The following is a 23,651-nucleotide window of genomic DNA, read 5'->3' on the forward strand; positions in this document are numbered from 1 at the left end:
CCATTGCAGGAGCTGCCGCAGGGAAATATGAGGATCGAACGGGCGAACGTTGAACCCTGTTCTAAGCTCACAGTCGTATCGTCACTTGCACGTTCGTACACAGGAAGGAGTCTGCATGGCGAGTCCCGGTTTGAAAACAGCGGTCATGCTGAGTCTGATCACGTTGGTGACCGCCTGCGGCGAGAAAAAAGCCCCTGAGGAATACCTTCCCAGGGTCTTTGTACAGGAAGTGAAACCCACGGATTACGCCGCTTCGGTGACGTTGACCGGTGACGTGCAGGCGCGCGTGCAGACCGAATTGTCGTTCCGCGTCGGCGGCAAGATCATCCAGCGTATGGTTGACGTCGGTGACCGGGTCACGGCCAGGCAAGTGCTGGCCAAACTCGACCCCAAGGATTTGCAGACCAACGTCGACTCGGCTCAAGCCCAGGTCGTCGCTGAACAGGCCCGGGTGAAACAAAGTGCGGCCGCCTTCGTGCGCCAGCAAAAACTCCTGCCCAAGGGCTACACCAGCCAGAGCGAATACGATTCCGCCCAGGCCGCGTTGCGCAGCAGCCAGAGCGCCTTGAGCGCGGCGCAGGCGCAACTGGCCAACGCCAAGGATCAACTCAGTTACACCTCACTGATCGCTGACGCGCCGGGTGTCATCACTGAGCGCCAAGCCGAAGTCGGCCAAGTGGTTCAGGCCACCGCGCCGATTTTCAGTCTGGCCCGCGATGGTGATCGCGATGCCGTGTTCAACGTTTATGAATCACTGCTCGCCGAGCGTCCTACGGACAACAAGATCACCGTCAGCCTGCTCGACAATCCCGAGATCAAAACCACTGGCACCGTACGCGAAGTCACCCCGGCAGTGTCGGCGCAGTCCGGCACCGTGCAAGTCAAGGTCACCCTCGACAAACTGCCGCCGGGCATGCAGCTCGGTTCGGTGGTCAGTGCCACGGCCAAAGGCTCAGGTAAATCGGCGGTTGAACTGCCGTGGTCAGCGCTGACCAAAAACGTTAGTGACCCGGCGGTGTGGATGGTCGACGACAAAGGCGAGGCGCAGCTGCACACCGTCACCGTCGGCCGTTACCTGACGGGCAAAGTCATCATCAGCGAAGGCCTCAAGGGCGGCGAGAAAGTCATCGTCGCTGGCGGGCAGTTGTTGCACCCGGGGATGAAAGTCGAGATTGCCGAAAACACCTACAAGGATCTGCAACCGGGAGCACAGCCATGAAGCAACTGTGGCTGTTACCGATGGCTGTGTTGTTGGCCGCCTGCTCGAAGAAAGAACCGCCCCCGGAGCCCGTGCGCCCGGTGCTGTCGGTCAAGGTCGAAGCGCTGAGCGAGGAAAACCTCGGGCGTTTTGCCGGCAGCATTCAGGCGCGTTACGAGAGCAACACCGGTTTCCGCGTCGGTGGCCGTATCGCCAGCCGTAACGTCGATGTCGGCGCCGAAGTGGAGAAGGGCACGCTGCTCGCCACACTCGACCCGTCCGATCAGCAAAACCAGTTGCGTTCGGCCCAAGGCGATCTGGCGAAAGTCCAGGCGCAATTGATCAACGCCCAAGCCAACGCGCGCCGTCAGCAGGCACTGTTCGATCGCGGCGTTGGCGCGCAGGCACAACTGGACATTGCCACGACCGATCTGAAAACCACCCAGGCCTCGCTGGATCAGGCGCGCGCGGCGGTCAATCAGAGCAAGGACCAGCTCGGCTACACAGAATTGCGCTCCGACCACAAAGCCGTTGTCACTGCGTGGAATGCCGAGGCCGGGCAGGTGGTCACCGCCGGCCAGCAAGTGGTGACCCTGGCGCAACCGGACATCAAGGAAGCGGTGATCGATCTGCCGGATACATTGGTTGATCAGATTCCCAGCGACGTAGTGTTCTCGGTGGCCGCGCAACTCGACCCGAGCATCAACACCACAGCGGTCATTCGCGAGATTGAGCCTCAAGCGCAGAGCGCCACGCGCACCCGGCGTGCACGCCTGACCCTGGCCGACACGCCGGACGGCTTTCGCCTCGGCACGGCGATCAGCGTGACCCTGAGTTCAGCGATCAAGCCGCGCATCGAATTGCCCGTCACCGCGCTGCAGGAGGTCGACGGCAAATCACGGATCTGGGTGATCGACACGCAAAACAAAACCGTCAGCCCGCGCGACATCACGGTGATCAGTCGCAGCGACAGCAGCGTGGTGCTGGCGGGCGGCGTGAAAAACGGCGAGCGCGTGGTCAGCGCCGGCGTCAACAGCCTCAAACCCGGACAATCCGTGAAACTTGACGAGGACAGTCAATGAAAGGCTCTTTCAACCTCTCCGAATGGGCCCTCAAGCATCAGTCATTCGTCTGGTACCTGATGTTCGTCGCGTTGCTGATGGGCGTGTTCTCGTACTTCAATCTGGGCCGCGAAGAAGACCCTTCATTCACCATCAAAACCATGGTGATCCAGACCAAATGGCCGGGCGCGACGCAGGAGGAAACCCTCAAGCAGGTCACCGACCGCATCGAGAAAAAACTCGAAGAACTCGACTCCCTCGATTACGTGAAAAGCTATACGCGCCCCGGCGAATCGACGGTGTACGTGTACCTGCGCGACACCACCAGTGCCAAGGACATCCCGGAAATCTGGTACCAGGTGCGCAAGAAGATCGATGACATTCGCGGGCAGTTTCCCCAAGGGATTCAGGGGCCGGGATTCAACGACGAATTCGGTGATGTGTTCGGTTCGGTGTATGCGTTCACCGCTGACGGTCTGACCATGCGCCAGTTGCGCGACTACGTCGAGCAGGCCCGCGCCGAGATCCGCAACGTACCGGGGCTGGGCAAGATCGAAATGGTCGGCCAGCAGGACGAAGTGATTTACCTCAACTTCTCCACGCGCAAACTGGCCGCGCTGGGTATCGACCAGCGTCAGGTGGTGGAAAGCCTGCAATCACAAAACGCCGTAACCCCGGCGGGTGTGATCGAGGCTGGCCCCGAGCGGATTTCCGTGCGCACCTCGGGGCAGTTCGCTTCGGAGAAGGATCTGGCCGAGGTCAATCTCAAGCTCAATGACCGTTTCTATCGTCTGGCCGACATTGCCGACATCAGCCGTGGTTACGTCGACCCGGCCACCCCGGAGTTCCGCTTCGACGGCAAACCGGCGATCGGTCTGGCCATTGCCATGCAGAAGGGCGGCAACGTTCAGGAGTTTGGTAAGGCGCTGCACACACGCATTGATGAGCTGACGGCGGACTTGCCGGTGGGCGTCGGCGTGCACACCGTTTCCGATCAGGCTGTGGTGGTGGAAGAGGCTGTCGGCGGCTTTACCAGCGCGCTGTTCGAAGCGGTGATTATCGTACTGGTGGTGAGCTTCATCAGTCTCGGCGTGCGCGCCGGTCTGGTGGTGGCGTGCTCGATTCCGCTGGTGCTGGCGATGGTGTTTGTGTTCATGGAGTACAGCGGCATCACCATGCAGCGGATTTCCCTCGGCGCGCTGATTATCGCCCTCGGCTTGCTGGTGGACGACGCGATGATCACGGTGGAGATGATGGTCACCCGGCTGGAGATGGGCGAGACCAAGGAGCAGGCGGCGACATTTGCCTACACCTCGACCGCGTTCCCGATGCTCACCGGTACGCTGGTGACCGTCGCCGGTTTCGTGCCGATCGGCCTCAACGCCAGTTCTGCCGGTGAGTACACCTACACGCTGTTTGCGGTGATCGCGGTGGCGATGATCGTCTCGTGGGTGGTGGCGGTGTTCTTCGCCCCGGTAATCGGCGTGCACATTCTCAGTGCCAACGTGAAACCTCATGAAGCCGAGCCCGGCCGCATCGGACGCGCGTTCAATGGCGGGCTGTTGTGGGCCATGCGCAATCGCTGGTGGGCGATCGGGATCACCGTGCTGTTGTTTGCCCTGTCGATTTTCTGCATGCGTTTTGTGCAGAACCAGTTCTTCCCGGCGTCGGATCGCCCGGAAATTCTCGTCGACCTGAACCTGCCGCAAAACGCCTCGATCGACGAAACCCGCAAAGCCGTCGACAAGCTCGAAGCGACGCTCAAGGGTGATCCGGACATCGTGCGCTGGAGCACCTACATCGGTCAGGGCGCGATCCGTTTCTATCTGCCCCTCGACCAGCAATTGCAGAACCCGTACTACGCGCAACTGGTGATCGTCAGCAAGGATTTCGAGGCCCGTGAGGCGTTGAGCCAACGCCTGCGCGAGCGCTTGCACAAGGACTTCGTGGGCATTGGCAGTTACGTGCAGGCGCTGGAAATGGGCCCGCCGGTGGGGCGTCCGATCCAGTACCGGATCAGCGGCAAGGACATTGATCAGGTGCGCAAGCACGCCATCGACCTGGCCACCGAACTGGACAAGAATTCGCACATCGGCGAGATCATTTACGACTGGAACGAACCGGGCAAAGTCCTGCGCATCGACATCGCCCAGGACAAGGCGCGCCAGCTCGGGCTGTCGTCCGAAGACGTGGCGAAACTGATGAACAGCATCGTCAGCGGCTCGCCATTGACTCAGGTCGATGACGATATCTACCTGATCAATGTGGTCGGGCGCGCGGTGGATTCGGAACGCGGCACTCCGGAAACCCTGCAAAACCTGCAGATCGTCACCCCGAGCGGCACGTCGATTCCGCTGCTGGCGTTCGCCACCGTGCGTTATGAACTGGAGCAGCCGCTGGTGTGGCGTCGTGACCGCTTGCCGACCATCACCATCAAGGCCTCGGTGCGCGACGAGATCCAGCCGACCGATCTGGTGAAACTGCTCAAGCCGTCGATTGATGCCTTTGCTGACAAACTGCCAGTGGGCTACAAGGTCGCCACCGGTGGTACGGTCGAGGAAAGCGGCAAGGCCCAAGGGCCGATTGCCAAGGTTTTGCCGTTGATGCTGTTTTTGATGGCGACCTTCCTGATGATCCAGTTGCACAGCGTGCAGAAGATGTTCCTCGTCGCGAGTGTCGCGCCGCTGGGGCTGATCGGCGTAGTGCTGGCGCTGGTGCCGACCGGCACGCCGATGGGCTTCGTGGCGATCCTGGGGATTCTCGCGCTGATCGGCATCATCATCCGTAACTCGGTGATTCTGGTGACGCAGATCGATGAGTTTGAGAAGAAGGGCTATGCGCCGTGGGATGCGGTGGTGGAAGCGACCGAGCACCGGCGCCGGCCGATCCTGTTGACCGCGGCAGCGGCGAGCATGGGCATGATCCCGATTGCCCGGGAAGTGTTCTGGGGACCGATGGCTTACGCGATGATTGGCGGGATTGTGGTGGCGACGTTGCTGACGCTGCTGTTCCTGCCGGCGCTGTATGTGGCCTGGTACAAGATTCGCGAACCGAAGAAGGATTGAGTCAACAGCGCCCCTCACCCTAACCCTCTCCCGGGGGGAGAGGGGACTGACCGCGGTGTCTGAAGCTATCCATCGACCTGAAGGATCGGGTCGATTTTGGATTCAGCGAAGTTCGATCAAGTCGGTGTACTTCTACAATCTCCCCCAATCTGCTCTGGGAGAGGGCTGGGGGTGAGAGGCTTGTCTCTGACTCGACTCAAGCCTTACGCCAAACGCTGGCCAACCAAGGCTGCTGCTCACGCGGCAGCCCGGCCGGCCGATAGTAATGCTCAAGCTCGACAAACCCCGCTTCCGTCAATAACCCCTGCCACGCCGCCAGATCGTGATACGAACCGTACCGCGGCCCGTTCCAGCCCTCACGGTTATCCCCGCGTGGATTCGAGCTGAACAGCACACCACCGGGCTTCAGGGCACCATGCAATTGCTTGAGCACCCGCGGCAACTCCTGCAACGGCACATGAAACAACACCGCGTTGGCGAAGATGCCGTCGAAGCGTTCGGCCGGCAGATCCAGCTTCAGAAAGTCCTGTTGCAGCACCTCGCAGCCACTGTCCTCACGGGCCATTCGCGCAAACTCTTGCGAGCCGTCGAGCCCCACAGCGACATGCCCCATGCGCGTAAACGTTTGCAGATCTCGCCCTGGACCGCAGCCAAAATCCAGAATCGTGTATGGCGCCGTGCCCTGAATATGCCGTAGCAACGCATCGGTGTTCTGGCTGACATCGTGATCGCGGGTGCCTTCGCGGAAGTCTTCGGCCACTGAGTTGTAATGGCCGAGGGTGGTGGCGGTGATCTGTTCGAGATCGGTGGGGGTCTGCTTCATGGTCGGTATACGCGGGCAGTTGGGATTCGCCGAATATACGCCATGAAGCGGGGCGGCTGCGCAGCCCATCGCGAGCAGGCTCACTCCTGCATTTGAAATGCGTTCCCCCTGTAGGAGTGAGCCTGCTCGCGAAAGCGGTTGTGAAGTCGCTACATGAACTCGGCCAGACTCAGCGCTTGTTCAACCCCCGCGCCAAGCGATCCCCACCCAACTGAATCACCGCGACCAACGCCACCAGCAACACAATCACCGTCAACATGATCTGGCTGTCAAAGCGCTGATAGCCGTAGCGATAAGCGATATCCCCCAAGCCACCGGCACCAATCGCCCCGGCCATGGCCGAGGAGTTGATCATCGTCACCAGCGTAATCGTGAACCCGCCGACAATCCCCGGCAGCGCTTCGGGCAATAGCACATGCCAGACAATGTGCCAGCGCCGGCAACCCATCGCCTGCGCGGCTTCGATCAAACCATGATCGACCTCGCGCAGACTCACTTCGGCAATCCGCGCAAAGAACGGCGTCGCCGCAATCGTCAGCGGCACCACGGCCGCCCACACTCCGTACGTGGTGCCGACAATCAACCGGGTAAACGGAATCAGCGCGACCATCAGAATCAGAAACGGGATCGAGCGAAACAGGTTCACGAACGCGCCCAAGGCACGATTCAGCACCGGCGCCTCGTAGATGCCGCCCTTGTCGCTGGTGACCAGGATCACCGCCATGGGAATCCCCACCAGCAAGGCGATCAGCGACGACACGCCGACCATCAGAAACGTGTCGATAAAACCCTGCAACAAGCGATCAAACCACATAACCCAGTACCTCCACCCGTTGCGCCCAAGGCGTGGCGCGTTCACGCAGTTGCTCGGCGCTGAACGAAGAGCCGCTCACCGCCAGCAACAATTGCCCCAGCGCATGCCCCTGTATCCGTTCGACGCCGCCCTGAAGCAGCTTCACCCGGCCACCCAATGCAGCGAACAGTGCCGCCAGATCCGGCTCGTCACTGGCGCTGCCGGTGAACTGCAAACGCAGCACCACAGCGGCGTCGGAGGACGGCGCTTGAGCTTGCAAACGACTCCGCAGTTCTTCCGGCAACGCGTGTTGCAGCGGCGCGAGCAAGGTCTGGCTGACCTCGTGCTGCGGATTGCCGAACACTTCCCAGACCGGGCCTTGCTCAACCACCCGGCCATGCTCCAGCACGACGACGCGGGCGCAGATTTCGCGAATCACAGCCATCTCATGGGTAATCAATATGATGGTCAGGCCCAGGCGTTGGTTGATCTCGCGCAGCAGGCCGAGGATCGATTGCGTGGTTTCCGGATCAAGGGCCGAAGTCGCTTCGTCGCAGAGCAGAATGTCCGGGTCATGCACCAGCGCACGGGCGATGCCGACGCGTTGTTTCTGCCCGCCGGAAAGCTGCGCCGGATAAGCCTTGTGCTTGCTTTGCAGACCGACCAGTTCGAGCAATTCGCGGACTTTTTTGTCGCGCTGCTCTTTTGGCACGCCCGCGACTTTCAGCGGCAATTCGACATTCTGCCAAACGGTCTTGGCCGACATCAGATTGAAGTGCTGGAAGATCATGCCGATGCGCCGGCGCAAAGCGACGAGACGGTCTTCATCGAATTCGCCGATGTCGACCTGATCGATCAGCACGCGCCCGGACGTCGGCTGTTCCAGACGGTTGATCGTACGAATCAGCGACGACTTACCAGCGCCGCTACGGCCGATGATGCCGAACACTTCCCCGCGCTGAATTGCCAGATCGATGCCCTGCAAAGCCGCAACCGGGCCTTGTCGACCGTTGTAGGTTTTGCCCAGACCGATGAAGCGTACGTGGGCGCGATTCAGCTCAGGGTGCAGCTCGGTTTTTTCAGCATTGTGTGGCTCTGGAATTCCCAGTCGCCGTTGGATCGCGGCCGTCATGCTCAGCTTTCCCAACCGGCTTGATAGAGCTTGCCGTGAGCTTTATCCAGCGCAGCGCGAACGGCTGGCGAGTGCTGGTAGATGTCGACGAATTTGATCAGGCGCGGGTCGGTTTTGCTCTTCGGCTGAATAACAAACTGGATCACGTATTCCTTGTGGTCGAGACCGTCGAACAGCAGCGCCGAACCGGCATCGAAGGTCTTCGCCAGACGAATGTAGGCCGGGTAGCCCTGGACCAGATCGGCGTCGTCATAGGCGCGCACCAATTGCACGGCTTCGACCTGGAGGATTTTGATTTTCTTCGGGTTGGCGATGATGTCGTCTTCGGTGGCTTTGTAGCCGACGCCCGGTTTCAGCGTGATCAAACCGGCCTTGGCCAGCAGTTGCAAACCACGGCCGCTGTTGATCGGGTCGTTGGCGATGGCGACGCTGGCGCCTTCGGGCAACTCATCGAAGCTTTTGTATTTTTTCGAGTAGAGACCGACGTTGTTGATGATCCCCGGGGCGAACGGCACCAGATCAAAACCCGAGGCGGCTTTGGCGTTTTCGAGGAACGGAATGTGCTGGAAGTAGTTCACGTCGATGTCGCCGGCGGCGAGGCTGACGTTCGGCGCGATCCAGTCGGTGAACTCCACCAGCTCGACTTTCAAGCCTTGTTTTGAGGCCTCTTCGACAGCGGCTTCCAGCGGGATGGCGAAGGCGGCGGTGGTGCCGATTTTCAGTGGGGCGTCGGCGGCGAACAGCGCCGAGCTGAACAGGCCGAGGGCCAGGGCCAGTGCTTTGACTGGGTGGGACAGGATTTTCTGGGGCATGATGGTTTTTCCAGTCAGTGCATAAGATTTGTGGTGTCTGGTCGGGCCTCTTCGCGAGCAAGCTCGCTCCCACAGGGAAATGCATTCCAAATGTGGGAGCGAGCTTGCTCGCGAAGCTTTTAATGCCGGTACGAAGAGCCGGTGTGTTGCTCCGGTAGCTGCGCCGCGCCGTGAAACAGCTTTTCGCGCAAGCTGCCGTTGTCGTACGCGGTCTTGTACGACCCACGTCGTTGCAGTTCGGGGATCACCAGCTCAATGAAATCCACATAGCTCTCCGGCGTAACAATCCGGGTCAGATTGAACCCGTCGAGGCCGGTCTCGGCGATCCACGATTCCAGCTCATCCGCCACTTGCTCAGCCGAACCGACCACGGTGATGTAGCGGCCACCGAGGGCGTGCTGGTCGAGCAATTTGCGCCGGGTCCAGTCATTGTTCTGCAGGTTCTTGGTCGCCGATTGAATAGCGTTGCTCTTCACGTACTGGATCGGTTCGTCGATCTCGTACTGGGAAAAGTCGATGCCGGTCGATGCGGAAAAATGCGCCACGCCGGCTTCGGCGCTGGCGTAGCTCAGATACTCGGCATGCTTGGCCCACGCGGCTTCTTCGGTCTCGCCGACAATCACGTTAAGGCCCATGAACACCTTGATGTCTTCAGGATTACGCCCGGCTTCCACGGCGCTGGCGCGAACCTTGTCGACCTGAACCTTGGTCGATGGCTTGTTCTGACCGCTGATGAATACGCACTCGGCGTGACGCCCGGCGAACAGCAAACCGCGCTCAGAACTGCCGGCCTGGAACAGCACTGGTGTGCGTTGTGGCGAGGGTTCGCAGAGGTGATAACCCTCGACCTGATAGAACTCGCCCTTGTGCTCGACCTTGTGCACTTTTTCCGGGTTGGCGTAGATTCGCTGCTCACGGTTATTGAGCACCGCGCCGTTTTCCCAGCTGCCTTCCCAGAGTTTGTAGAGCACTTCCAGGTACTCGTCGGCCTGATCATAACGACGGTCATGTTCGACCTGTTCGCTGAGGCCCATGGCTTTCGCAGCGCTGTCGAGGTAACCGGTAACGATGTTCCAGCCCACCCGACCACGGCTCAAATGATCGAGCGTCGACATGCGCCGGGCGAACAGATACGGCGGTTCGTAGGTGAGGTTGGCGGTCAGGCCGAAGCCGAGGTTTTTGGTCACTGCGGCCATCGCCGAGACCAGCAGCAACGGGTCGTTGACCGGCAACTGGATCGACTCTTTCAACGTCACGTCCACCGAGTTCTGATAGACGTCATACACGCCGACGATGTCAGCGATAAACAATCCGTCGAACAGTCCGCGCTCCAGCAGCTGCGCCAGTTCGGTCCAGTATTCAATGGTGTTGTAGCGCGTCGAGGTGTCGCGCGGATGCGTCCACAGGCCATGGTTGATGTGGCCGATGCAGTTCATGTTGAACGCATTGAGCAGAATCTTCTTTTTCACGGCGCTCATCAGATCGTCCCTCGCAATGGAGGGTTTTCATCGTTGAGGTAGTAGTTGCCCACCGCGTGGTATTTCCAGCGCACCGGGTCGTGCAAGGTGTGCACGCGGGCGTTGCGCCAGTGGCGGTCGAGGCCGTGTTCGATCAGGGTCGCCTGGCTGCCGGCCAGTTCGAATAGCGTGCTGCCGGCGGCCAAAGAGATTTCAGTGCTGATCGCCCGTGCTTCGGCGACGGCAATCGAAGCGGCAGCGACGGTTTCTGCACTGGTCTCGGCTTGCGCTGCGTCGAGGAATTCGCCGGCACGTTCGAGCAAGGCTTCGGTAGCGTGCAGGCGAATGCTCAAGTGGCCGAAGCTTTTCAGCGTCAATGGATCTTCAGTGGCTTTGTCGTTGCCGGAGTCGATCCACGGCCGGGTCTTGCTGCGCACAAAGTGCAGGGCGTCTTCGTAAGCGGCGCGGGCGATGCCGGTGTCGATGGCGGCGTGAAGGATCTGCGCCAGCGGGCCGACGGTGGTTGGACGTTCAAAGGCGCTTTGAAACGGCAGCACGTCTTCAGCCGCGACGTACACGTCTTCGAACACCACCGAACCGCTGCCGGTGGTGCGCTGGCCGAAGCCGCTCCAGTCGTCGATCACGGTCAGGCCTTTGCTGTCACGCGGGACGAAGGCAAGTTGCTGCACACCGTTTTCATCGACAACGGAAGTCGGAATGCGCTGGGCATAAATCGCGCCGGTCGCATAGAACTTGCGGCCATTGATGCGATAGCCGTCACCGTCGCGCTTGAGGCTGGTGACGCGGTCGTGGGCGGTTTTTGTACCCAGTTCCGCCAAGGCGTTGCCGAAGCGTTGCCCGGCCAGCACTTCGGCATAAAGCCGTTGTTTCTGCTGGTGACTGCCGTTAACCCGCAGCACTTCCAGCGCGTAAAAATGATTTTGCGGAATCTGCCCGAGCGAGCCGTCGGCTTGAGCGATCAGCGCGATGACTTTGGCCAACGTTACGTTGGACACGCCAGCGCCGCCGTATTCCTTCGGTACGCTGATGCCCCACAGACCCGAGCGGGAAAACACGTCGAGTTCCGGCAGAGGCAGGCGGCGTTCACGGTCGCGCAGGGCGCTGTCGCGTTTGAAATCTTCGGCCAGGTCGCTGGCGACGATCAGGGCTTGCTCATCGCTGGTGATGACCGCGACGTGATGGGAAAAAGTCATAGGTTTCTCCAGATGTCTGGTCGTCTCAGATCCAGGAATGGCGAGCAGGCAAAGTGCCGTTGAGGCGATAGGCACCGACCGCGTGATATTTCCAGCGCACCGGATCGTGCAACGTGTGCACGCGGGCGTTGCGCCAGTGACGGTCGAGGTTGAATTCGGCGAGGGTGGCGCGGCTGCCGGCCAGTTCGAAAAGCTTTTCACTGGCCAGCAGCGAGATCTCGGTGGTCAGCACTTTCGCCTCCGCCACGGCGATAGAAGCGCGTGCGGCGGACTCGGCGGTGATCGGCGCGGCGTGCACTTGATCGAGCACTTTGCCGGCCTTGCGCAGCAGCGCTTCGGCGGCGTGCAGTTCGATTTTCAGTTTGCCGATGTCGGCGATCACATAGAGGTCATCGCTGGCGCGCTCAACCTTGGCGTCGATCCACGGCCGTGCGCGGGTTCTGACGAACTCAATGGCGTCGTCTATGGCGCCACGGGCAATGCCGGCGTCGATGGCGGCTTGAATCAGCTGCGACACCGCGCCTTGTGTGTTCGGGGCTTCGTTGATTTTCCAATTGTCGACCACCAGGCTCGACTCGACACGCACGTTGTTCAGCAGAATCGTGCCGCTGGCGGTGGTGCGCTGACCGAAGCCCGACCAGTCATCAACGATGCGTAAACCCGGTGTGCCGCGACGAACGAAGGCCAGCACTTGCTTGCCGTCATCGTTGAGCGCCTTGACCGCAACCCAGTGCGCAAACAGCGCGCCAGTGGAGTAAAACTTCTGGCCATTGATCACGAAATCATCGCCATCAGCGGTGATCCGCGCTTTCAGTTCCAGGGTGTTTTTGGTGCCCCGCTCAGGACCGGCATTGCCGATGCGCCAGCCTTCCAGAACACTTTGGAACAGCTGCTTTTTCTGCTCCTCGGTCGCGCTGCCGAGCACCAGATTGATGATGCCGAACTGGTTCTGAGGGATCTGCCCCAACGCCGGGTCGGCGGCGGAAATGATCGCGAACACCTCGGCCAGGGTGACGAAAGAAACCTGCGGGCCACCGTATTCGCGCGGGATGGCGATGCTGCCTAATCCGCTGCGGGTGAACTGTTCGATTTCCGACCACGGCAGCTTGCGCTGACGGTCGCGTTTGGCCGCCTGCACGCGGGCGACTTGCGCCAGTTCATGGGCAGCCTTGATGGCCTGGGCGTCGTTGCGCAAGACCTGCGCAGGCAACAACAACGGGGCGATGTCCAGATCCGACTGGACGTTTGCATCTGCCAGACTGGACATCAGTGCCGCTCCTTGGCTGCACGCAATGCCCTGGCGATCTGCACTGGGGTGATTGTGTTCCGGACCATACTACCTACCTCACATCTCATGAAAAACGCCGCAAATGTGCGGCGAACGAATGAATGTCCGGTGGTCCGGTTTATATACCCTAAACGTGTATAAATATTAAATAAACTAACTTTTAGGAATATGCATAGAAGAGGTGATGATCGGGTTGGTTAAGAATTTTTTTTCGGCTGGAATGATCCGGTGGCGAGGGCGCTTGCTCTCTCGCCACAGGGGCATTGTGTTCAGGGCTTGCGGGATTCGGCGGCTTTGAGTTCGGGCCTGAGCGGGACTTTCAGATAAGGATTTGCACAGCCGATTTTCAAGGTGCGGGGCGGTGCCCAGCGGGAGTTGTTGCCGACCCGATCGAGAATGCAATACGTCACGTCCAGGCGCAGATCCTCGCCTGCTTCGACGATCACCGACGGCGGTACCCAGACTCGAATCGGTAACCCGATATCTGCGGCGGTGACCGGTGCCAGATCCATGCGCACGTCACCCCAGCGCAAGGTGATGGCGTCATCCTCGGCCATGTTCAGATACGGCTCGATGGTCAGCGGCACACCGCGTTTGATCTGGTTCGGATTGACGCCCTGACGGCGTATGGCGTCGGGGATGGCCACCGGGGCCAGTTGCTGATTTTCGTCTGCGCTCAGCGCCGTGGGTTGCCCGCCAGGGCAGTCCAGTTTGACCTGTACGCGCGTCGCCGCCGAAAACGCCGGCCCCTGACCGACCTGCATCACCCGGTAGTGGATGCGCGCGGTGCCGTTGGCGATGAAACTTTCCGGCACTCGCAGGCTGACAGTTGTGCCGACGTCATCCGCCGTCAGCACTTTGGAAGCGACATAGCATTTGTTCCAGAACAGCTCGATGAGATCGCCGCTGTCCATATCAGGGTAGGGCGACACCTCGATCAAGAGGTGTGCGGCGGCAGCCAGATTGATGCCGGTTTTTTGCGCTGGCGCGAGGGTCGGCGCTGCCATTTCGGGGGTATGCGAAGTGCGGGTCATCGATTTCTCTCCTTGAAGCCTTGCAGCGAAGTCCGTTTCTGAAAGAACAAAAAGCGTGAATAAACTGGCAATAAAGCTTTGGGCTTTTATTCAAGTTGAAGACGGGGTGGTTAAACTAGTTGATGCCGGTTGCCGACTAGATAAGAGTCTGCGGGATGGGGTGTCAATAGACGATATTAGTTAATCCGTGAATTACGAATTAATCAGAAGTTTCCTACGTCGTTGCGGCCATATGCCTAGGTGGTCAAGCGAAATTAACCACGGGGCACAGGGCTTTCTCGGCGTTTTATGCGCGGATTTATTTGAGCACTATCATTTGATGTGGCATGGAAGGAGGCGGGTGTTATCTGTTGCAGAACATATATATGTACTGTTAGGGATATGTTTTGTTTGAGAGGGGCTGAAGCAGGTAGAAGTTTTATAAAGGGGACTTCCATCCGTGGAAGTTATCGGTGACGCAATAAAAGTTCTCAGGCGTGATTCAGAAACTTGCTGAGAAACTGTTTAGTACGTTCTTCTTTCGGGTTGGCAAACAATGCCTTCGCTTCGCCTTGTTCGACGATCACGCCTTTATCGAAAAACACCACACGGTTGGCCACGTCACGAGCAAACCCCATCTCGTGGGTGACGATCACCATAGTGCGTTTTTCTTCAGCCAGGCCACGAATGGTCGCCAGCACTTCGCCGACCAGTTCCGGATCGAGCGCCGAAGTTGGCTCGTCGAACAGAATCACTTCCGGTTCCATCGCCAGCGCCCGGGCGATCGCTACGCGCTGTTGCTGACCACCAGAGAGACGACGCGGATAAGCGTCTTCCTTACCGGCGAGTCCGACCTTGGCCATCAGCTTTTTGCCCAACGCAATTGCCTCGTCGCGCGGCATCTTCTTGACCACGATCGGGCCTTCGATGACGTTTTCCAGTGCGGTGCGATGGGGGAACAGGTTGAAGTTCTGGAACACGAAGCCCACATGCTGGCGCAGGTTGCGCACCAGACTTTGCTGCTGGTTCAGCGGGCGGCTGGTATCGATTTCGATATCGCCGACCTTGATCCGGCCACTGGTGGGTTGTTCAAGGAAGTTCAGGCAGCGCAGGAACGTCGTTTTCCCCGACCCGCTGGGGCCGATGATCGCGACGACTTCGCCTTCCTTGACCTCGAGGTCGATGCCGTTGAGCACGACCTGACCCTTGAATTGCTTGGTCAGTTTTTCCACGACAATCATGGGGTCAGGACTCCTGGTCGTGCCGATTGACCCGCTCTTCCAGTTTGTTCTGCAGGTGCGCGAGCACCGAGGCCAGAATCCAGTAGAGCAGTGCGGCACTAAGGTACATGGTGAAAATTTCGAAGTTACGTGCGCTGATCAACTGCGCCTGACGTAACAACTCCGGCACCTGGATAGTGGCCGCCTGTGCAGTGTCCTTGACCAGTGAAATGAAGCTGTTGCCGAGCGCCGGTAATGCCGTACGCATCGCTTGCGGCAAGATGGCCCGCCGCAGGGTTTGCGCGCGGGTCATGCCAATGCTCGCAGCGGCTTCCCACTGACCGCGTTCGATCGAGCTGATCGAAGATCGCAGGATTTCACAAATGTAGGCCGCCATGTTCAGCGAAAGGCCGATCAGGGCGGCCGGGATCGGATCGAGTTCGATCCCCACCTGTGGCAAGCCGAAATAGATCACGAACAGTTGCACCAGCAACGGCGTGCCGCGAAAAAACGACACGTAGATGCGGGCAATCCAGTTCGCCACTTTGAAGCGCGACAGACGCATCAACGCCAGGCTGAAGCCGAGCAGGAAGCCGAAGAACATGCCACCGAGGCTGAGGATGACCGTGAAGTACATGCCCTTGAGCAAAAAGGGCATGGCCTCCCGTACGATTTGGAAAGTTGCTTCCATTATTTAGTGACGTCAGCGCTGAAGTATTTTTCCGAAAGCTTGGCCAGCGTGCCATCGGCGCGCAGCTTTTCGATAGCCTTGTTCACTGCAGCCAACAGTTCAGGCTCGCCTTTGCGCAAGGTAACGCCAGCTTCCTGACGAGAGAACGGTTCGCCTGCGGCAGTGGTGTCCTTGGCTTTGCGGGCGTATTCCAGTGCGGCCAGACGGTCAATCAGGATGGCGTCGATACGGCCGACACGCAGGTCCTGGAATTTGGTCGGATCATCTTCATAGGTGCGCACGTCAGCGGTCGGCACGTTGGCTTTGACCCACTGCTCGTAGTTGGTGCCCAGGCCCACGCCGACTTTCTTGCCACCCAGATCGGCAGCGGATTTGATGTTCAGGTCGGCGGCTTTCTTGGTCAGCACCAGCGCCTGAATCCCGGAAACGGTGTACGGCTCGGAGAAGTCATACTTCTTCTTGCGCTCTTCGGAAATGGTCACCTGGTTGATCACTGCATCCAGACGCTTGGACTCAAGCGCCGCGAGGATGCCATCCCACTTGGTGGTCTGCAGTTTGACCTTCACACCCAGCTCTTTGGCCAGCGCCTCAGAGAATTCGACTTCGAAACCGGACAGCTTGCCGTCGGCATCAACAAAGCTGAACGGTGGGTAAGTGCCTTCCAGGCCGACGTTGATAACGCCTTTGTCCTTGATCTGTTGCAACTGTTCACCGGCCACTGCCTGGCCGATCAGGCCGGCGCTCAGCGCAAGGCCCAGCGAACCCACCAGCAGATTGCGACGTAGTGCGGAAAAATTCATGACAAGCCCCTGTGTTTTCTTATGGAAGACGCTTAAGGAAAGTTGGCGAATTGGTGATTCGGACGACAGCGCTATCCTGCCTTAAAGCAGCTTATGCGTCTCTCGCGAAATTCGCCTGCGGCGAGACTATAAGATGTCTGCGTTAGACTTGAAAATACTTAATATCTGAAATGTTATTCTTTATTGGAATATGTGTTGTCTGTGGAAAAAGATCGCCGCCTGCGGCAGTTCCTACAGGTAATCCCGTGTAGGAGCTGCCGCAGGCTGCGATCTTTTGATCTTGCTCTTACAAAAAATCCCTATAGGCAAACAACGCCGGCGCGCCGCCGGTGTGCAAGAAAATGATCGGCCCCTCATCAAAACGCTGACGCCCGATCCCGTCCAGCAATCCCGCCATCGCCTTGCCGGTATAAACCGGATCCAGCAACACTGCTTCCTGACTCGCCAGCAACTTCACTGCCGCCAGCGTCCCGGCATTCGGCTCGCCATAACGCGGGCCGAAATATTCGTCCCACAACTCGACCTTGAAACTGGCCGGCAGTTCGACGCCGAGCAGCGCCGCCGTGCGTTCGGCAAGTCCCTGAACCTTCGGCCGCTGATCTTCTTCACTGCGCGAAACCGTCACGCCAATCACCGGCAATTGCGGCAGCACTTCGCTCAACGCCAATGCCAGACCGCTGTGAGTGCCGGCACTGCCCGAGGCCAACACCACGGCGGCGAAATTCAGGCCGGTGTCGTTGATCTGCTCGGCCAGTTCCAGACCTGCGCGCACATAGCCCAACGCACCGAGCGCATTGGAGCCACCGATTGGCACCAGATACGGCTTCTTGCCGTTGCTGCGCAGGCGGGCGGCGAGGGCGGTCAGTTGTTCGTCGGCGTTGTCGAGGTTGTCGACCAGTTCGACTTTGGTATCGAACAGATCCAGCAGCAGGCGGTTGCCGTTGCCGGTGTAATTGCTGTCGTCAGTGCCCAGCGGATTTTCCAGCAGCGCCACACAGCCAAGACCGAGTTTGGCGGCGAGTGCGGCGGTTTGACGAACATGGTTCGATTGCAGCGCACCGGCGGTAATTAGCGTATCGGCACCTTGCGCCAAGGCATCGGCAGCGAGGTATTCGAGTTTGCGCAATTTGTTGCCGCCCATGGCCAGCGGCGTCAGGTCATCGCGCTTGATGTACACCTCGCGGCCGAGCCAGGTGGACAGGCGTTCGAGTTTTTCCAGGGGCGTCGGGTGGCCGAGCAGGTCGAGACGGTTAAAGCGGTCCAGCTGTTGTTTGATCATGAGTCCGTACTGGCGGAGGAAGATGAAAGGACTATAGGCACGCGCTTTTGCAGGGGCAACCGTGAATCGCTTATAGCCAAATGAACTGAGGCCAGCACTATCGGTTCTTAATTCGCTCTCTTGACCATGCCGTAAAGTAGTCGCCGTTGACGCGGCCAGACAGTCCGGCCGCCCGTGAGGAGTCTTTACCGTGAGCGAGCGTTCCAGCCATTGGCAATTGCAGACCATCGTCAGTCAACTGCGCAGCGCGCGGGATCAGTGGCGGGCACAGAACGGCCGGGCGTCCGGCGAGCAGGGTGGTCGCGAGTTGCCGTCGCGGGCGGCGATGGCGGAGATTCTCGAAGCACTGTGTGGGGCGTTGTTCCCGATGCGTCTCGGCCCGGTGGATCTGCGTGAAGAGAGTGAGGATTTTTACGTCGGTCACACCCTTGATGTGGCGCTGAATGCGTTGTTGGCGCAGACCCGTCTGGAACTGCGTTACGTCGCCCGCCACAACGCGCAGGCCGACACTGAAGTCGAAGCCCGCGCCATTCAGATCGTGCAGGATTTTGCCTTGGCTTTACCGGGACTGCGCGCGCTGCTCGACAGCGATGTGCTGGCGGCCTATCACGGTGATCCGGCGGCGCGCAGTGTTGATGAAGTGCTGCTGTGCTATCCGGGGATTCTGGCGGTGATTCACCATCGCCTGGCGCATCATTTGTATCGCGCGGGTTTGCCGTTGCTGGCGCGGATCAGTGCGGAGATCGCTCATTCGGCGACTGGTATCGATATCCATCCGGGTGCGCAGATTGGCCGGAGCTTCTTTATCGATCACGGCACGGGTGTGGTGATTGGCGAGACGGCGATCATTGGTGAGCGCGTGCGGATTTATCAGGCCGTGACGTTGGGTGCCAAACGTTTCCCGGCGGATGAAGACGGGCAGTTGCAGAAAGGCCATCCGCGTCATCCGATCGTTGAAGACGATGTGGTGATTTATGCCGGGGCGACGATTCTCGGGCGGATCACCATTGGCAAGGGTTCGACCATTGGCGGCAATGTGTGGCTGACGCGCAGTGTGCCGGCGGGGTGCAATTTGACCCAGGCGAATTTGCAGCATGATGACGGGACGCAGAAGTAGGCCTCTGAATTTGCTTCGCGGCTGCTGACCTCTTCGCGAGCAAGCTCGCTCCCACAATGGAATGCATTTCAAATGTGGGAGCGAGCTTGCTCGCGAATGGTTTTCAGGCAAATCGAGATAATGGCCTTCAGCCAATTCTCCAGTGAACGAATCCCCCCAAACCCGCGTCATACCCCTCCTTGAGCTAGTGTAGGAAAACTACCGCCTAGCCGTGCGATTAGTCCTTACCAGCCTATCCATGTTTAACTTGAACGTTCATTCAAGTTAAACCGGTGGTTCGCTGCCCGCTCACAACAGGAGGCTTGCCTTTGCTGAGTCCGATCATTTCAGCCACGTTTCAACCCCTCGAGGTGCACGTTTCATGAGTGCATCGTCTACCCCCGCCAGCGGTCTGGTACGCATGAATCCGCCGGTGTTCTACTTCGCCGCGACGGTCATTCTGCTGTTTGGTCTCGTTGTCATCGCCATGCCGGAGCAGGCAGGCGCCTGGCTGCTGGAAGCGCAAAACTGGGCGGCCAATACGGTCGGCTGGTACTACATGCTCGCGATGACCCTGTATCTGGTCTTCGTGGTGGTCACCGCCTTATCCGGCTACGGCAAGATAAAACTCGGTGCCGACCACGACGAGCCCGAATTCAGTTACTTGTCCTGGGCCGGCATGCTGTTCGCCGCCGGGATCAGCATCACGCTGTTCTTCTTCTGCGTCTCGGAACCGCTGACCCATATGCTCCAGCCGCCGCAAGGCGAGGCGGGCACGGCGGATGCGGCGCGCCAGGCGATGCAGATTCTGTTTCTGCACTGGGGCCTGCATGGCTGGGGCGTGTTTGCCTTCGTCGGCATGGCGCTGGCGTATTTCGCTTACCGCCACAACCTGCCGCTGGCCCTGCGTTCGGCACTGTATCCGCTGATCGGCAAACGCATCAACGGCCCGATCGGTTACGCAGTGGACGGCTTCGGCATCATCGCCACGGTGTTCGGTCTGGGCGCCGACATGGGTTTTGGGGTGCTGCACCTCAACTCCGGTCTCGACTACCTGTTCGGCATCGCCCACACCCAGTGGATTCAGGTCGGCCTGATCACGCTGATGATGGGCGCGGCGATCATCGTTGCCGTCTCCGGCGTCGATAAAGGCGTGCGGGTGATGTCCGACATCAACATGTTGCTGGCCTGCGCGCTGCTGCTGTTCGTGTTGTTCGCCGGGCCTACCCAGCACCTGCTCAACACCTTGATCCAGAACCTCGGCGACTATCTCGGCGCCTTGCCGATGAAGAGTTTCGACCTCTACGCCTACGACAAACCGAGCGACTGGCTCGGCGGCTGGACAGTGTTTTACTGGGCCTGGTGGATTGCATGGTCGCCGTTCGTGGGCCTGTTCATCGCCCGGATTTCCCGTGGCCGGACCATCCGTGAATTCGTTTTCGGCGTGCTGCTGATTCCGCTCGGTTTCACCCTCGCGTGGATGTCGATCTTCGGCAACAGCGCGCTGGACCAAGTGCTCAACCACGGCATGAGCGCGCTGGGCATGTCGGCCATCGACAATCCGTCGATGAGCATTTACCTGCTGCTGGAAACCTACCCGTGGAGCAAAACCGTCATCGCTGTGACGGTGTTTATCAGCTTCGTGTTCTTCGTGACGTCTGCCGACTCCGGCACCGTGGTGCTCTCGACCTTGTCGGCCAAGGGTGGCAACCCAGACGAAGACGGGCCGAAATGGCTGCGAGTGTTCTGGGGCGCGATGACGGCGCTGATCACCAGTGCGCTGTTGTTCTCCGGCAGTATCGATGCGCTGAAATCAGCGGTAGTGCTGACCTCGTTGCCGTTCTCGTTGATCCTGCTGCTGATGATGTGGGGCCTGCACAAGGCGTTCTATCTGGAGTCGCAGAAGCAGATCGCGCAGTTGCACTCGCTGGCACCGGTCTCCGGTTCACGGCGCGGTACGGGCGGCTGGCGTCAGCGGCTGAGTCAGGCGGTGCACTTCCCGTCGCGTGACGAGGTGTACCGTTTCATGGACACCACGGTGCGCCCGGCGATTGAAGAAGTGACGGCGGTGTTCGTCGAGAAAGGCCTCAACGTAGTCACCCAGCCGGATCCGGCGAATGACAGCGTCAGCCTGGAAATCGGCCATGGTGATGCGCATCCGTTCATCTATCAGGTGCAGATGCGCGGCTACTTCACGCCGTCCTTCGCGCGTGGCGGGATGGGCTCGAAGCAGCTCAACAATCGTCGCTACTATCGCGCCGAAGTGCACTTGAGCGAGGGCAGTCAGGACTACGATCTGGTCGGCTACACCAAAGAGCAGATCATCAACGACATCCTCGACCAGTACGAACGGCACATGCAATTCCTGCACTTGGTACGTTGATCGGCGCCTGAGCGCCGGGTCTGTTCAGGACTCGGCGCTCAGCACCATGAACAACACCATCGCTGCCATCGGCACGCCGAATACCGCACTGCCAATCGCTATTTCCGAACCCACGGACTGGCCGGCATGCACCACGCCCACCGCGCCATTGATCACCGTCAACGCCAACCACAGGGCGGCGAAGCCGTAGGCCATGGTCTGGCGGCTGAAGCCGATGCGCTCGCCGATGTAGAGCATCAGCGCGAGCAGGACCAAGCCGAAGAAAATGATGATGGCGGTGTGCATGGCGGGTTCTGCCTGGTGGAGGTGCATTGCCTGAAGGATCGCTTTCGCGAGCAGGATCGCGAAGGGGCCACCTCGGTGTTCTTTAGAGCATAGCCAGTCCCGCCACATCTCTATTGGACATATTTTGCGACCCTTACAGAGAGTTTGGCCGGCGACGTGTTTTTCTTGCTGGCCCAAGCCTGCCGTTGATCTGCCCCATAACCGAGCGATTGTTCAGTGAGCTAATATTTATCTGAGTGTGTATCGTGTGTATTAAAGGCTCCTGCGCCCTCTAGAGTAAATGGCTCTAGCTGTCGAACAGGGCAAAGGAAATGCGCAGTCGGGAAATGATCAGGATGATCGAAGACGATGGTTGGTATCTCGTGGCGGTGAAAGGCAGCCACCACCAATACAAGCATCCGCACAAGCCAGGAAGGGTGACGATCAAGCACCCTGATTCGGATCTGCCCAAGGGCACGATCAACAGCATTTTGAAACAGGCGGGCTTGAAATGAGGCCCGTTATTGGAAACGAAGGCCGTTTTATGGGCCTGTCAGAGGAAGGACTCACTCATATGAAATTCCCGGTCGTTCTGCACAAGGATGCCGACTCAGACTACGGAGTGATCATCCCGGATGTCCCGGGTTGTTTCTCCGCAGGCACTACGGTCGCTGAGGCGTTTGAAAATACTCAGGAGGCATTGGCGCTTCACTATGAGGGGTTGGTCGCCGACAGCGCGCCGTTACCGCAAGTGCGGGACATTGATGCTCATCTCGATAACCCGGATTACGCGGGAGGGATCTGGGGCGTGGTCGATTTTGATATCACCCCGTATTTCGGCAAGTCAGTGCGTTTTAACGCCACGCTGCCGGAGCAGTTGCTTGAGCGTATTGACCAGACAGTCCGCCGTGACCAGCGCTATCGATCCCGTTCCGGATTTCTCGCGGCGGCCGCCTTGCGCGAACTGTCGGTATAGCGAAGTCAGGTACTTTCCCGTTCGATGACTTGGCACTGCAGCAGGTTCAGACGTTGCACTTCGTCGCTCGGCAACACGCCAAGGCTTTCCAATACGCGTGTTGCGGCCAGTACGCCGATCTCCAGTGCCGGTGGTTTGATCGTGCTCAGACTTGGCAAAAGCATCTCGGCGAACGGGTAATCGCCGAAGCCGAGAACGGCGCAGTCTTCGGGGATTTTAAAACCGGCGCGCTGCCCGGCGAGCAGGCCGCCGGCGGCGAGGTTGTCGTTGGCGAAGATGATCGCGTCGGGGCGCGGTGAGGCATTCATCAGCGCATCCATCGCCTGTTTGCCGGCCTCGAATGGCGCACGATCGGCGTCGGGGGCGTAGATCCAAGGGGCCAGGCCGGATTCGCGCAAGGTCGCCGCGTAACCGTCGCGGCGTTCCAATGCGCTGAAGTCGCCCGCAGCGCTGTTCTGCACGAAGGCGATACGTTGGTAGCCTTTTTCCAGCAGATATCTGGCGGCTGTCACGCCCACCTCGAAATGCGAAAAACCGATCTGCATCGGCTCGCGTTCCGGCTGGTAATCCCACGTCTCGATCACCGGAACATCCGCCTCGGCGATCATCTTTTCCGTGCCCGCACTGTGAAAGTGACTGGTCAGCACCAGCGCCGCTGGCGACCAGCCGAGAAACGCACGCACGGCGTTTTCTTCTTGTTCAGTGCTGAAGTAACTCGACGCCAGCAACAGCTGATAGCCATGGCGGCTAAGCGTATCGCTGAAGCCTTGAATGGTATTGGCGAAGATCGGCCCGGAGATGTTCGGGATCACCATCCCGACAATTTTCCCTCGCGCCGAGGCCAGCCCGCCGGCCACCAGATTCGGCACGTAACCCAAATCGGCCACCACCGCCGCAATCCGCTCGCGACGCTCGGGCGAAACCTGCTCAGGCTGGTTGAAATAGCGTGACACGGTGATCGCCGAAACCCCGGCCTCACGCGCCACGGCATTCAGCGTTACACGCCCGGCGCCACGGCGTTTGCGGGGCTTTTCTTCGCTCAAGGCTCGATCCTTCTTAAAAACCAAATCGCATATAAAAGTAATT

The 23,651-nt window shown here is 59.5% G+C and carries 21 protein-coding genes; 7 read left to right on the top strand and 14 right to left on the bottom strand.

The genetic code is table 11. The features are described 5' to 3' along the window. Window positions 1-115: 115 nt before the first annotated feature. Genes H8F23_RS18685 through H8F23_RS18695 form a run of 3 tightly spaced genes read left to right on the top strand, consistent with a single transcriptional unit; the run spans window position 116 to window position 5,324 of the window. Window positions 116-1,219 (top strand): efflux RND transporter periplasmic adaptor subunit, encoded by a 1,104-nt coding sequence (locus tag H8F23_RS18685; protein WP_194935370.1) that lies wholly within the window; start codon window positions 116-118, stop codon window positions 1,217-1,219. After that, window positions 1,216-2,280, top strand: a complete 1,065-nt coding sequence (locus tag H8F23_RS18690; RefSeq protein WP_194935371.1) for an efflux RND transporter periplasmic adaptor subunit — start codon at window positions 1,216-1,218, stop codon at window positions 2,278-2,280. The genes H8F23_RS18685 and H8F23_RS18690 overlap by 4 nt, the downstream gene beginning before the upstream one ends. Beyond that, window positions 2,277-5,324: an efflux RND transporter permease subunit gene (locus H8F23_RS18695; protein ID WP_194935372.1), complete on the top strand. Its 3,048-nt coding sequence runs from the start codon at window positions 2,277-2,279 to the stop codon at window positions 5,322-5,324. The genes H8F23_RS18690 and H8F23_RS18695 overlap by 4 nt, the downstream gene beginning before the upstream one ends. A gap of 196 nt (window positions 5,325-5,520) precedes the next feature. Here the strand turns inward: H8F23_RS18695 and H8F23_RS18700 are convergent, their stop codons facing one another. The 12 genes from H8F23_RS18700 to H8F23_RS18755 form a co-directional block, all read right to left on the bottom strand. Next, window positions 5,521-6,147: a class I SAM-dependent methyltransferase gene (locus H8F23_RS18700; protein ID WP_194935373.1), complete on the bottom strand. Its 627-nt coding sequence runs from the start codon at window positions 6,145-6,147 to the stop codon at window positions 5,521-5,523. 169 nt (window positions 6,148-6,316) lie between these two features. Then, window positions 6,317-6,961 carry a methionine ABC transporter permease gene (locus H8F23_RS18705; RefSeq protein WP_034151854.1) on the bottom strand — a complete coding sequence of 215 codons (645 nt, stop codon included), beginning with the start codon at window positions 6,959-6,961 and terminating at the stop codon, window positions 6,317-6,319. Continuing rightward, the gene (locus H8F23_RS18710; RefSeq protein WP_194935374.1) at window positions 6,951-8,072 is read right to left on the bottom strand and encodes a methionine ABC transporter ATP-binding protein; all 1,122 of its coding nucleotides are present in this window, start codon (window positions 8,070-8,072) and stop codon (window positions 6,951-6,953) included. The genes H8F23_RS18705 and H8F23_RS18710 overlap by 11 nt, the downstream gene beginning before the upstream one ends. Before the next feature lie 2 nt (window positions 8,073-8,074). Further along, window positions 8,075-8,884 carry a MetQ/NlpA family ABC transporter substrate-binding protein gene (locus tag H8F23_RS18715; RefSeq protein WP_194935375.1) on the bottom strand — a complete coding sequence of 270 codons (810 nt, stop codon included), beginning with the start codon at window positions 8,882-8,884 and terminating at the stop codon, window positions 8,075-8,077. 119 nt (window positions 8,885-9,003) lie between these two features. Beyond that, a complete protein-coding gene (locus tag H8F23_RS18720) occupies window positions 9,004-10,362 on the bottom strand; it encodes an LLM class flavin-dependent oxidoreductase (RefSeq protein WP_194935376.1) in 1,359 nt (452 codons plus the stop codon). Continuing rightward, complete coding sequence (locus H8F23_RS18725; protein WP_194935377.1) at window positions 10,362-11,555, bottom strand: SfnB family sulfur acquisition oxidoreductase; 1,194 nt, start codon at window positions 11,553-11,555, stop codon at window positions 10,362-10,364. The genes H8F23_RS18720 and H8F23_RS18725 overlap by 1 nt, the downstream gene beginning before the upstream one ends. Before the next feature lie 25 nt (window positions 11,556-11,580). After that, on the bottom strand, window positions 11,581-12,822 hold the full coding sequence (locus tag H8F23_RS18730) for an SfnB family sulfur acquisition oxidoreductase (RefSeq protein ID WP_194935378.1): 1,242 nt from the start codon (window positions 12,820-12,822) through the stop codon (window positions 11,581-11,583). Between the two features lie 290 nt (window positions 12,823-13,112). Continuing rightward, window positions 13,113-13,877: a hypothetical protein gene (locus H8F23_RS18735; protein WP_194935379.1), complete on the bottom strand. Its 765-nt coding sequence runs from the start codon at window positions 13,875-13,877 to the stop codon at window positions 13,113-13,115. A gap of 470 nt (window positions 13,878-14,347) precedes the next feature. Continuing rightward, on the bottom strand, window positions 14,348-15,097 hold the full coding sequence (tcyN, locus tag H8F23_RS18740) for an L-cystine ABC transporter ATP-binding protein TcyN (RefSeq protein ID WP_093440573.1): 750 nt from the start codon (window positions 15,095-15,097) through the stop codon (window positions 14,348-14,350). Window positions 15,098-15,101: 4 nt separating this feature from the next. Beyond that, window positions 15,102-15,767 carry a cystine ABC transporter permease gene (tcyL, locus tag H8F23_RS18745; RefSeq protein WP_095047087.1) on the bottom strand — a complete coding sequence of 222 codons (666 nt, stop codon included), beginning with the start codon at window positions 15,765-15,767 and terminating at the stop codon, window positions 15,102-15,104. Continuing rightward, a complete protein-coding gene (tcyJ, locus tag H8F23_RS18750) occupies window positions 15,767-16,567 on the bottom strand; it encodes a cystine ABC transporter substrate-binding protein (protein ID WP_095047088.1) in 801 nt (266 codons plus the stop codon). Before tcyJ ends, tcyL begins: the two co-directional genes overlap by 1 nt. 286 nt (window positions 16,568-16,853) lie before the next feature. After that, the gene (locus H8F23_RS18755) at window positions 16,854-17,846 is read right to left on the bottom strand and encodes a D-cysteine desulfhydrase (protein WP_194935380.1); all 993 of its coding nucleotides are present in this window, start codon (window positions 17,844-17,846) and stop codon (window positions 16,854-16,856) included. Between the two features lie 190 nt (window positions 17,847-18,036). Between H8F23_RS18755 and epsC the strand changes: the two genes are divergently transcribed. Continuing rightward, complete coding sequence (gene epsC, locus H8F23_RS18760) at window positions 18,037-18,963, top strand: serine O-acetyltransferase EpsC (RefSeq protein ID WP_194935381.1); 927 nt, start codon at window positions 18,037-18,039, stop codon at window positions 18,961-18,963. A 400-nt stretch (window positions 18,964-19,363) separates the two neighbouring features. Further along, window positions 19,364-21,325 carry a choline transporter BetT gene (betT, locus tag H8F23_RS18765; RefSeq protein ID WP_163030199.1) on the top strand — a complete coding sequence of 654 codons (1,962 nt, stop codon included), beginning with the start codon at window positions 19,364-19,366 and terminating at the stop codon, window positions 21,323-21,325. 24 nt (window positions 21,326-21,349) lie between these two features. On the opposite strand, the gene H8F23_RS18770 is transcribed toward betT, so the two are convergent. Beyond that, window positions 21,350-21,610, bottom strand: a complete 261-nt coding sequence (locus H8F23_RS18770; RefSeq protein WP_007949845.1) for a hypothetical protein — start codon at window positions 21,608-21,610, stop codon at window positions 21,350-21,352. Between the two features lie 311 nt (window positions 21,611-21,921). On the opposite strand from H8F23_RS18770, the gene H8F23_RS18775 reads away from it, so the two are divergent. Beyond that, window positions 21,922-22,104 carry a type II toxin-antitoxin system HicA family toxin gene (locus H8F23_RS18775; RefSeq protein ID WP_026000492.1) on the top strand — a complete coding sequence of 61 codons (183 nt, stop codon included), beginning with the start codon at window positions 21,922-21,924 and terminating at the stop codon, window positions 22,102-22,104. Beyond that, a complete protein-coding gene (locus H8F23_RS18780; RefSeq protein ID WP_401042953.1) occupies window positions 22,101-22,565 on the top strand; it encodes a type II toxin-antitoxin system HicB family antitoxin in 465 nt (154 codons plus the stop codon). Before H8F23_RS18775 ends, H8F23_RS18780 begins: the two co-directional genes overlap by 4 nt. A gap of 5 nt (window positions 22,566-22,570) precedes the next feature. Here H8F23_RS18780 and H8F23_RS18785 read toward each other — a convergent pair whose 3' ends face one another. Then, window positions 22,571-23,608: a LacI family DNA-binding transcriptional regulator gene (locus tag H8F23_RS18785; RefSeq protein WP_194935382.1), complete on the bottom strand. Its 1,038-nt coding sequence runs from the start codon at window positions 23,606-23,608 to the stop codon at window positions 22,571-22,573. Window positions 23,609-23,651: the final 43 nt, after the last annotated feature.

Origin of the sequence: Pseudomonas neuropathica, assembly GCF_015461835.1 — a bacterium.
Lineage (GTDB): Bacteria > Pseudomonadota > Gammaproteobacteria > Pseudomonadales > Pseudomonadaceae > Aquipseudomonas > Aquipseudomonas neuropathica.

Coding starts and splice junctions, on each gene's coding strand:
- tcyN (WP_093440573.1), bottom strand. CDS start 15,097: ATGATTGTCGTGGAAAAACTGACCAAGCAATTCAAGGGTCAGGTCGTG.
- H8F23_RS18720 (WP_194935376.1), bottom strand. CDS start 10,362: ATGAGCGCCGTGAAAAAGAAGATTCTGCTCAATGCGTTCAACATGAAC.
- H8F23_RS18775 (WP_026000492.1), top strand. CDS start 21,922: ATGCGCAGTCGGGAAATGATCAGGATGATCGAAGACGATGGTTGGTAT.
- H8F23_RS18700 (WP_194935373.1), bottom strand. CDS start 6,147: ATGAAGCAGACCCCCACCGATCTCGAACAGATCACCGCCACCACCCTC.
- H8F23_RS18710 (WP_194935374.1), bottom strand. CDS start 8,072: ATGACGGCCGCGATCCAACGGCGACTGGGAATTCCAGAGCCACACAAT.
- tcyL (WP_095047087.1), bottom strand. CDS start 15,767: ATGGAAGCAACTTTCCAAATCGTACGGGAGGCCATGCCCTTTTTGCTC.
- H8F23_RS18695 (WP_194935372.1), top strand. CDS start 2,277: ATGAAAGGCTCTTTCAACCTCTCCGAATGGGCCCTCAAGCATCAGTCA.
- H8F23_RS18705 (WP_034151854.1), bottom strand. CDS start 6,961: ATGTGGTTTGATCGCTTGTTGCAGGGTTTTATCGACACGTTTCTGATG.
- H8F23_RS18715 (WP_194935375.1), bottom strand. CDS start 8,884: ATGCCCCAGAAAATCCTGTCCCACCCAGTCAAAGCACTGGCCCTGGCC.
- H8F23_RS18725 (WP_194935377.1), bottom strand. CDS start 11,555: ATGACTTTTTCCCATCACGTCGCGGTCATCACCAGCGATGAGCAAGCC.
- H8F23_RS18690 (WP_194935371.1), top strand. CDS start 1,216: ATGAAGCAACTGTGGCTGTTACCGATGGCTGTGTTGTTGGCCGCCTGC.
- H8F23_RS18770 (WP_007949845.1), bottom strand. CDS start 21,610: ATGCACACCGCCATCATCATTTTCTTCGGCTTGGTCCTGCTCGCGCTG.
- H8F23_RS18755 (WP_194935380.1), bottom strand. CDS start 17,846: ATGATCAAACAACAGCTGGACCGCTTTAACCGTCTCGACCTGCTCGGC.
- H8F23_RS18730 (WP_194935378.1), bottom strand. CDS start 12,822: ATGTCCAGTCTGGCAGATGCAAACGTCCAGTCGGATCTGGACATCGCC.
- H8F23_RS18780 (WP_401042953.1), top strand. CDS start 22,101: ATGAGGCCCGTTATTGGAAACGAAGGCCGTTTTATGGGCCTGTCAGAG.
- H8F23_RS18735 (WP_194935379.1), bottom strand. CDS start 13,877: ATGACCCGCACTTCGCATACCCCCGAAATGGCAGCGCCGACCCTCGCG.
- betT (WP_163030199.1), top strand. CDS start 19,364: ATGAATCCGCCGGTGTTCTACTTCGCCGCGACGGTCATTCTGCTGTTT.
- H8F23_RS18685 (WP_194935370.1), top strand. CDS start 116: ATGGCGAGTCCCGGTTTGAAAACAGCGGTCATGCTGAGTCTGATCACG.
- tcyJ (WP_095047088.1), bottom strand. CDS start 16,567: ATGAATTTTTCCGCACTACGTCGCAATCTGCTGGTGGGTTCGCTGGGC.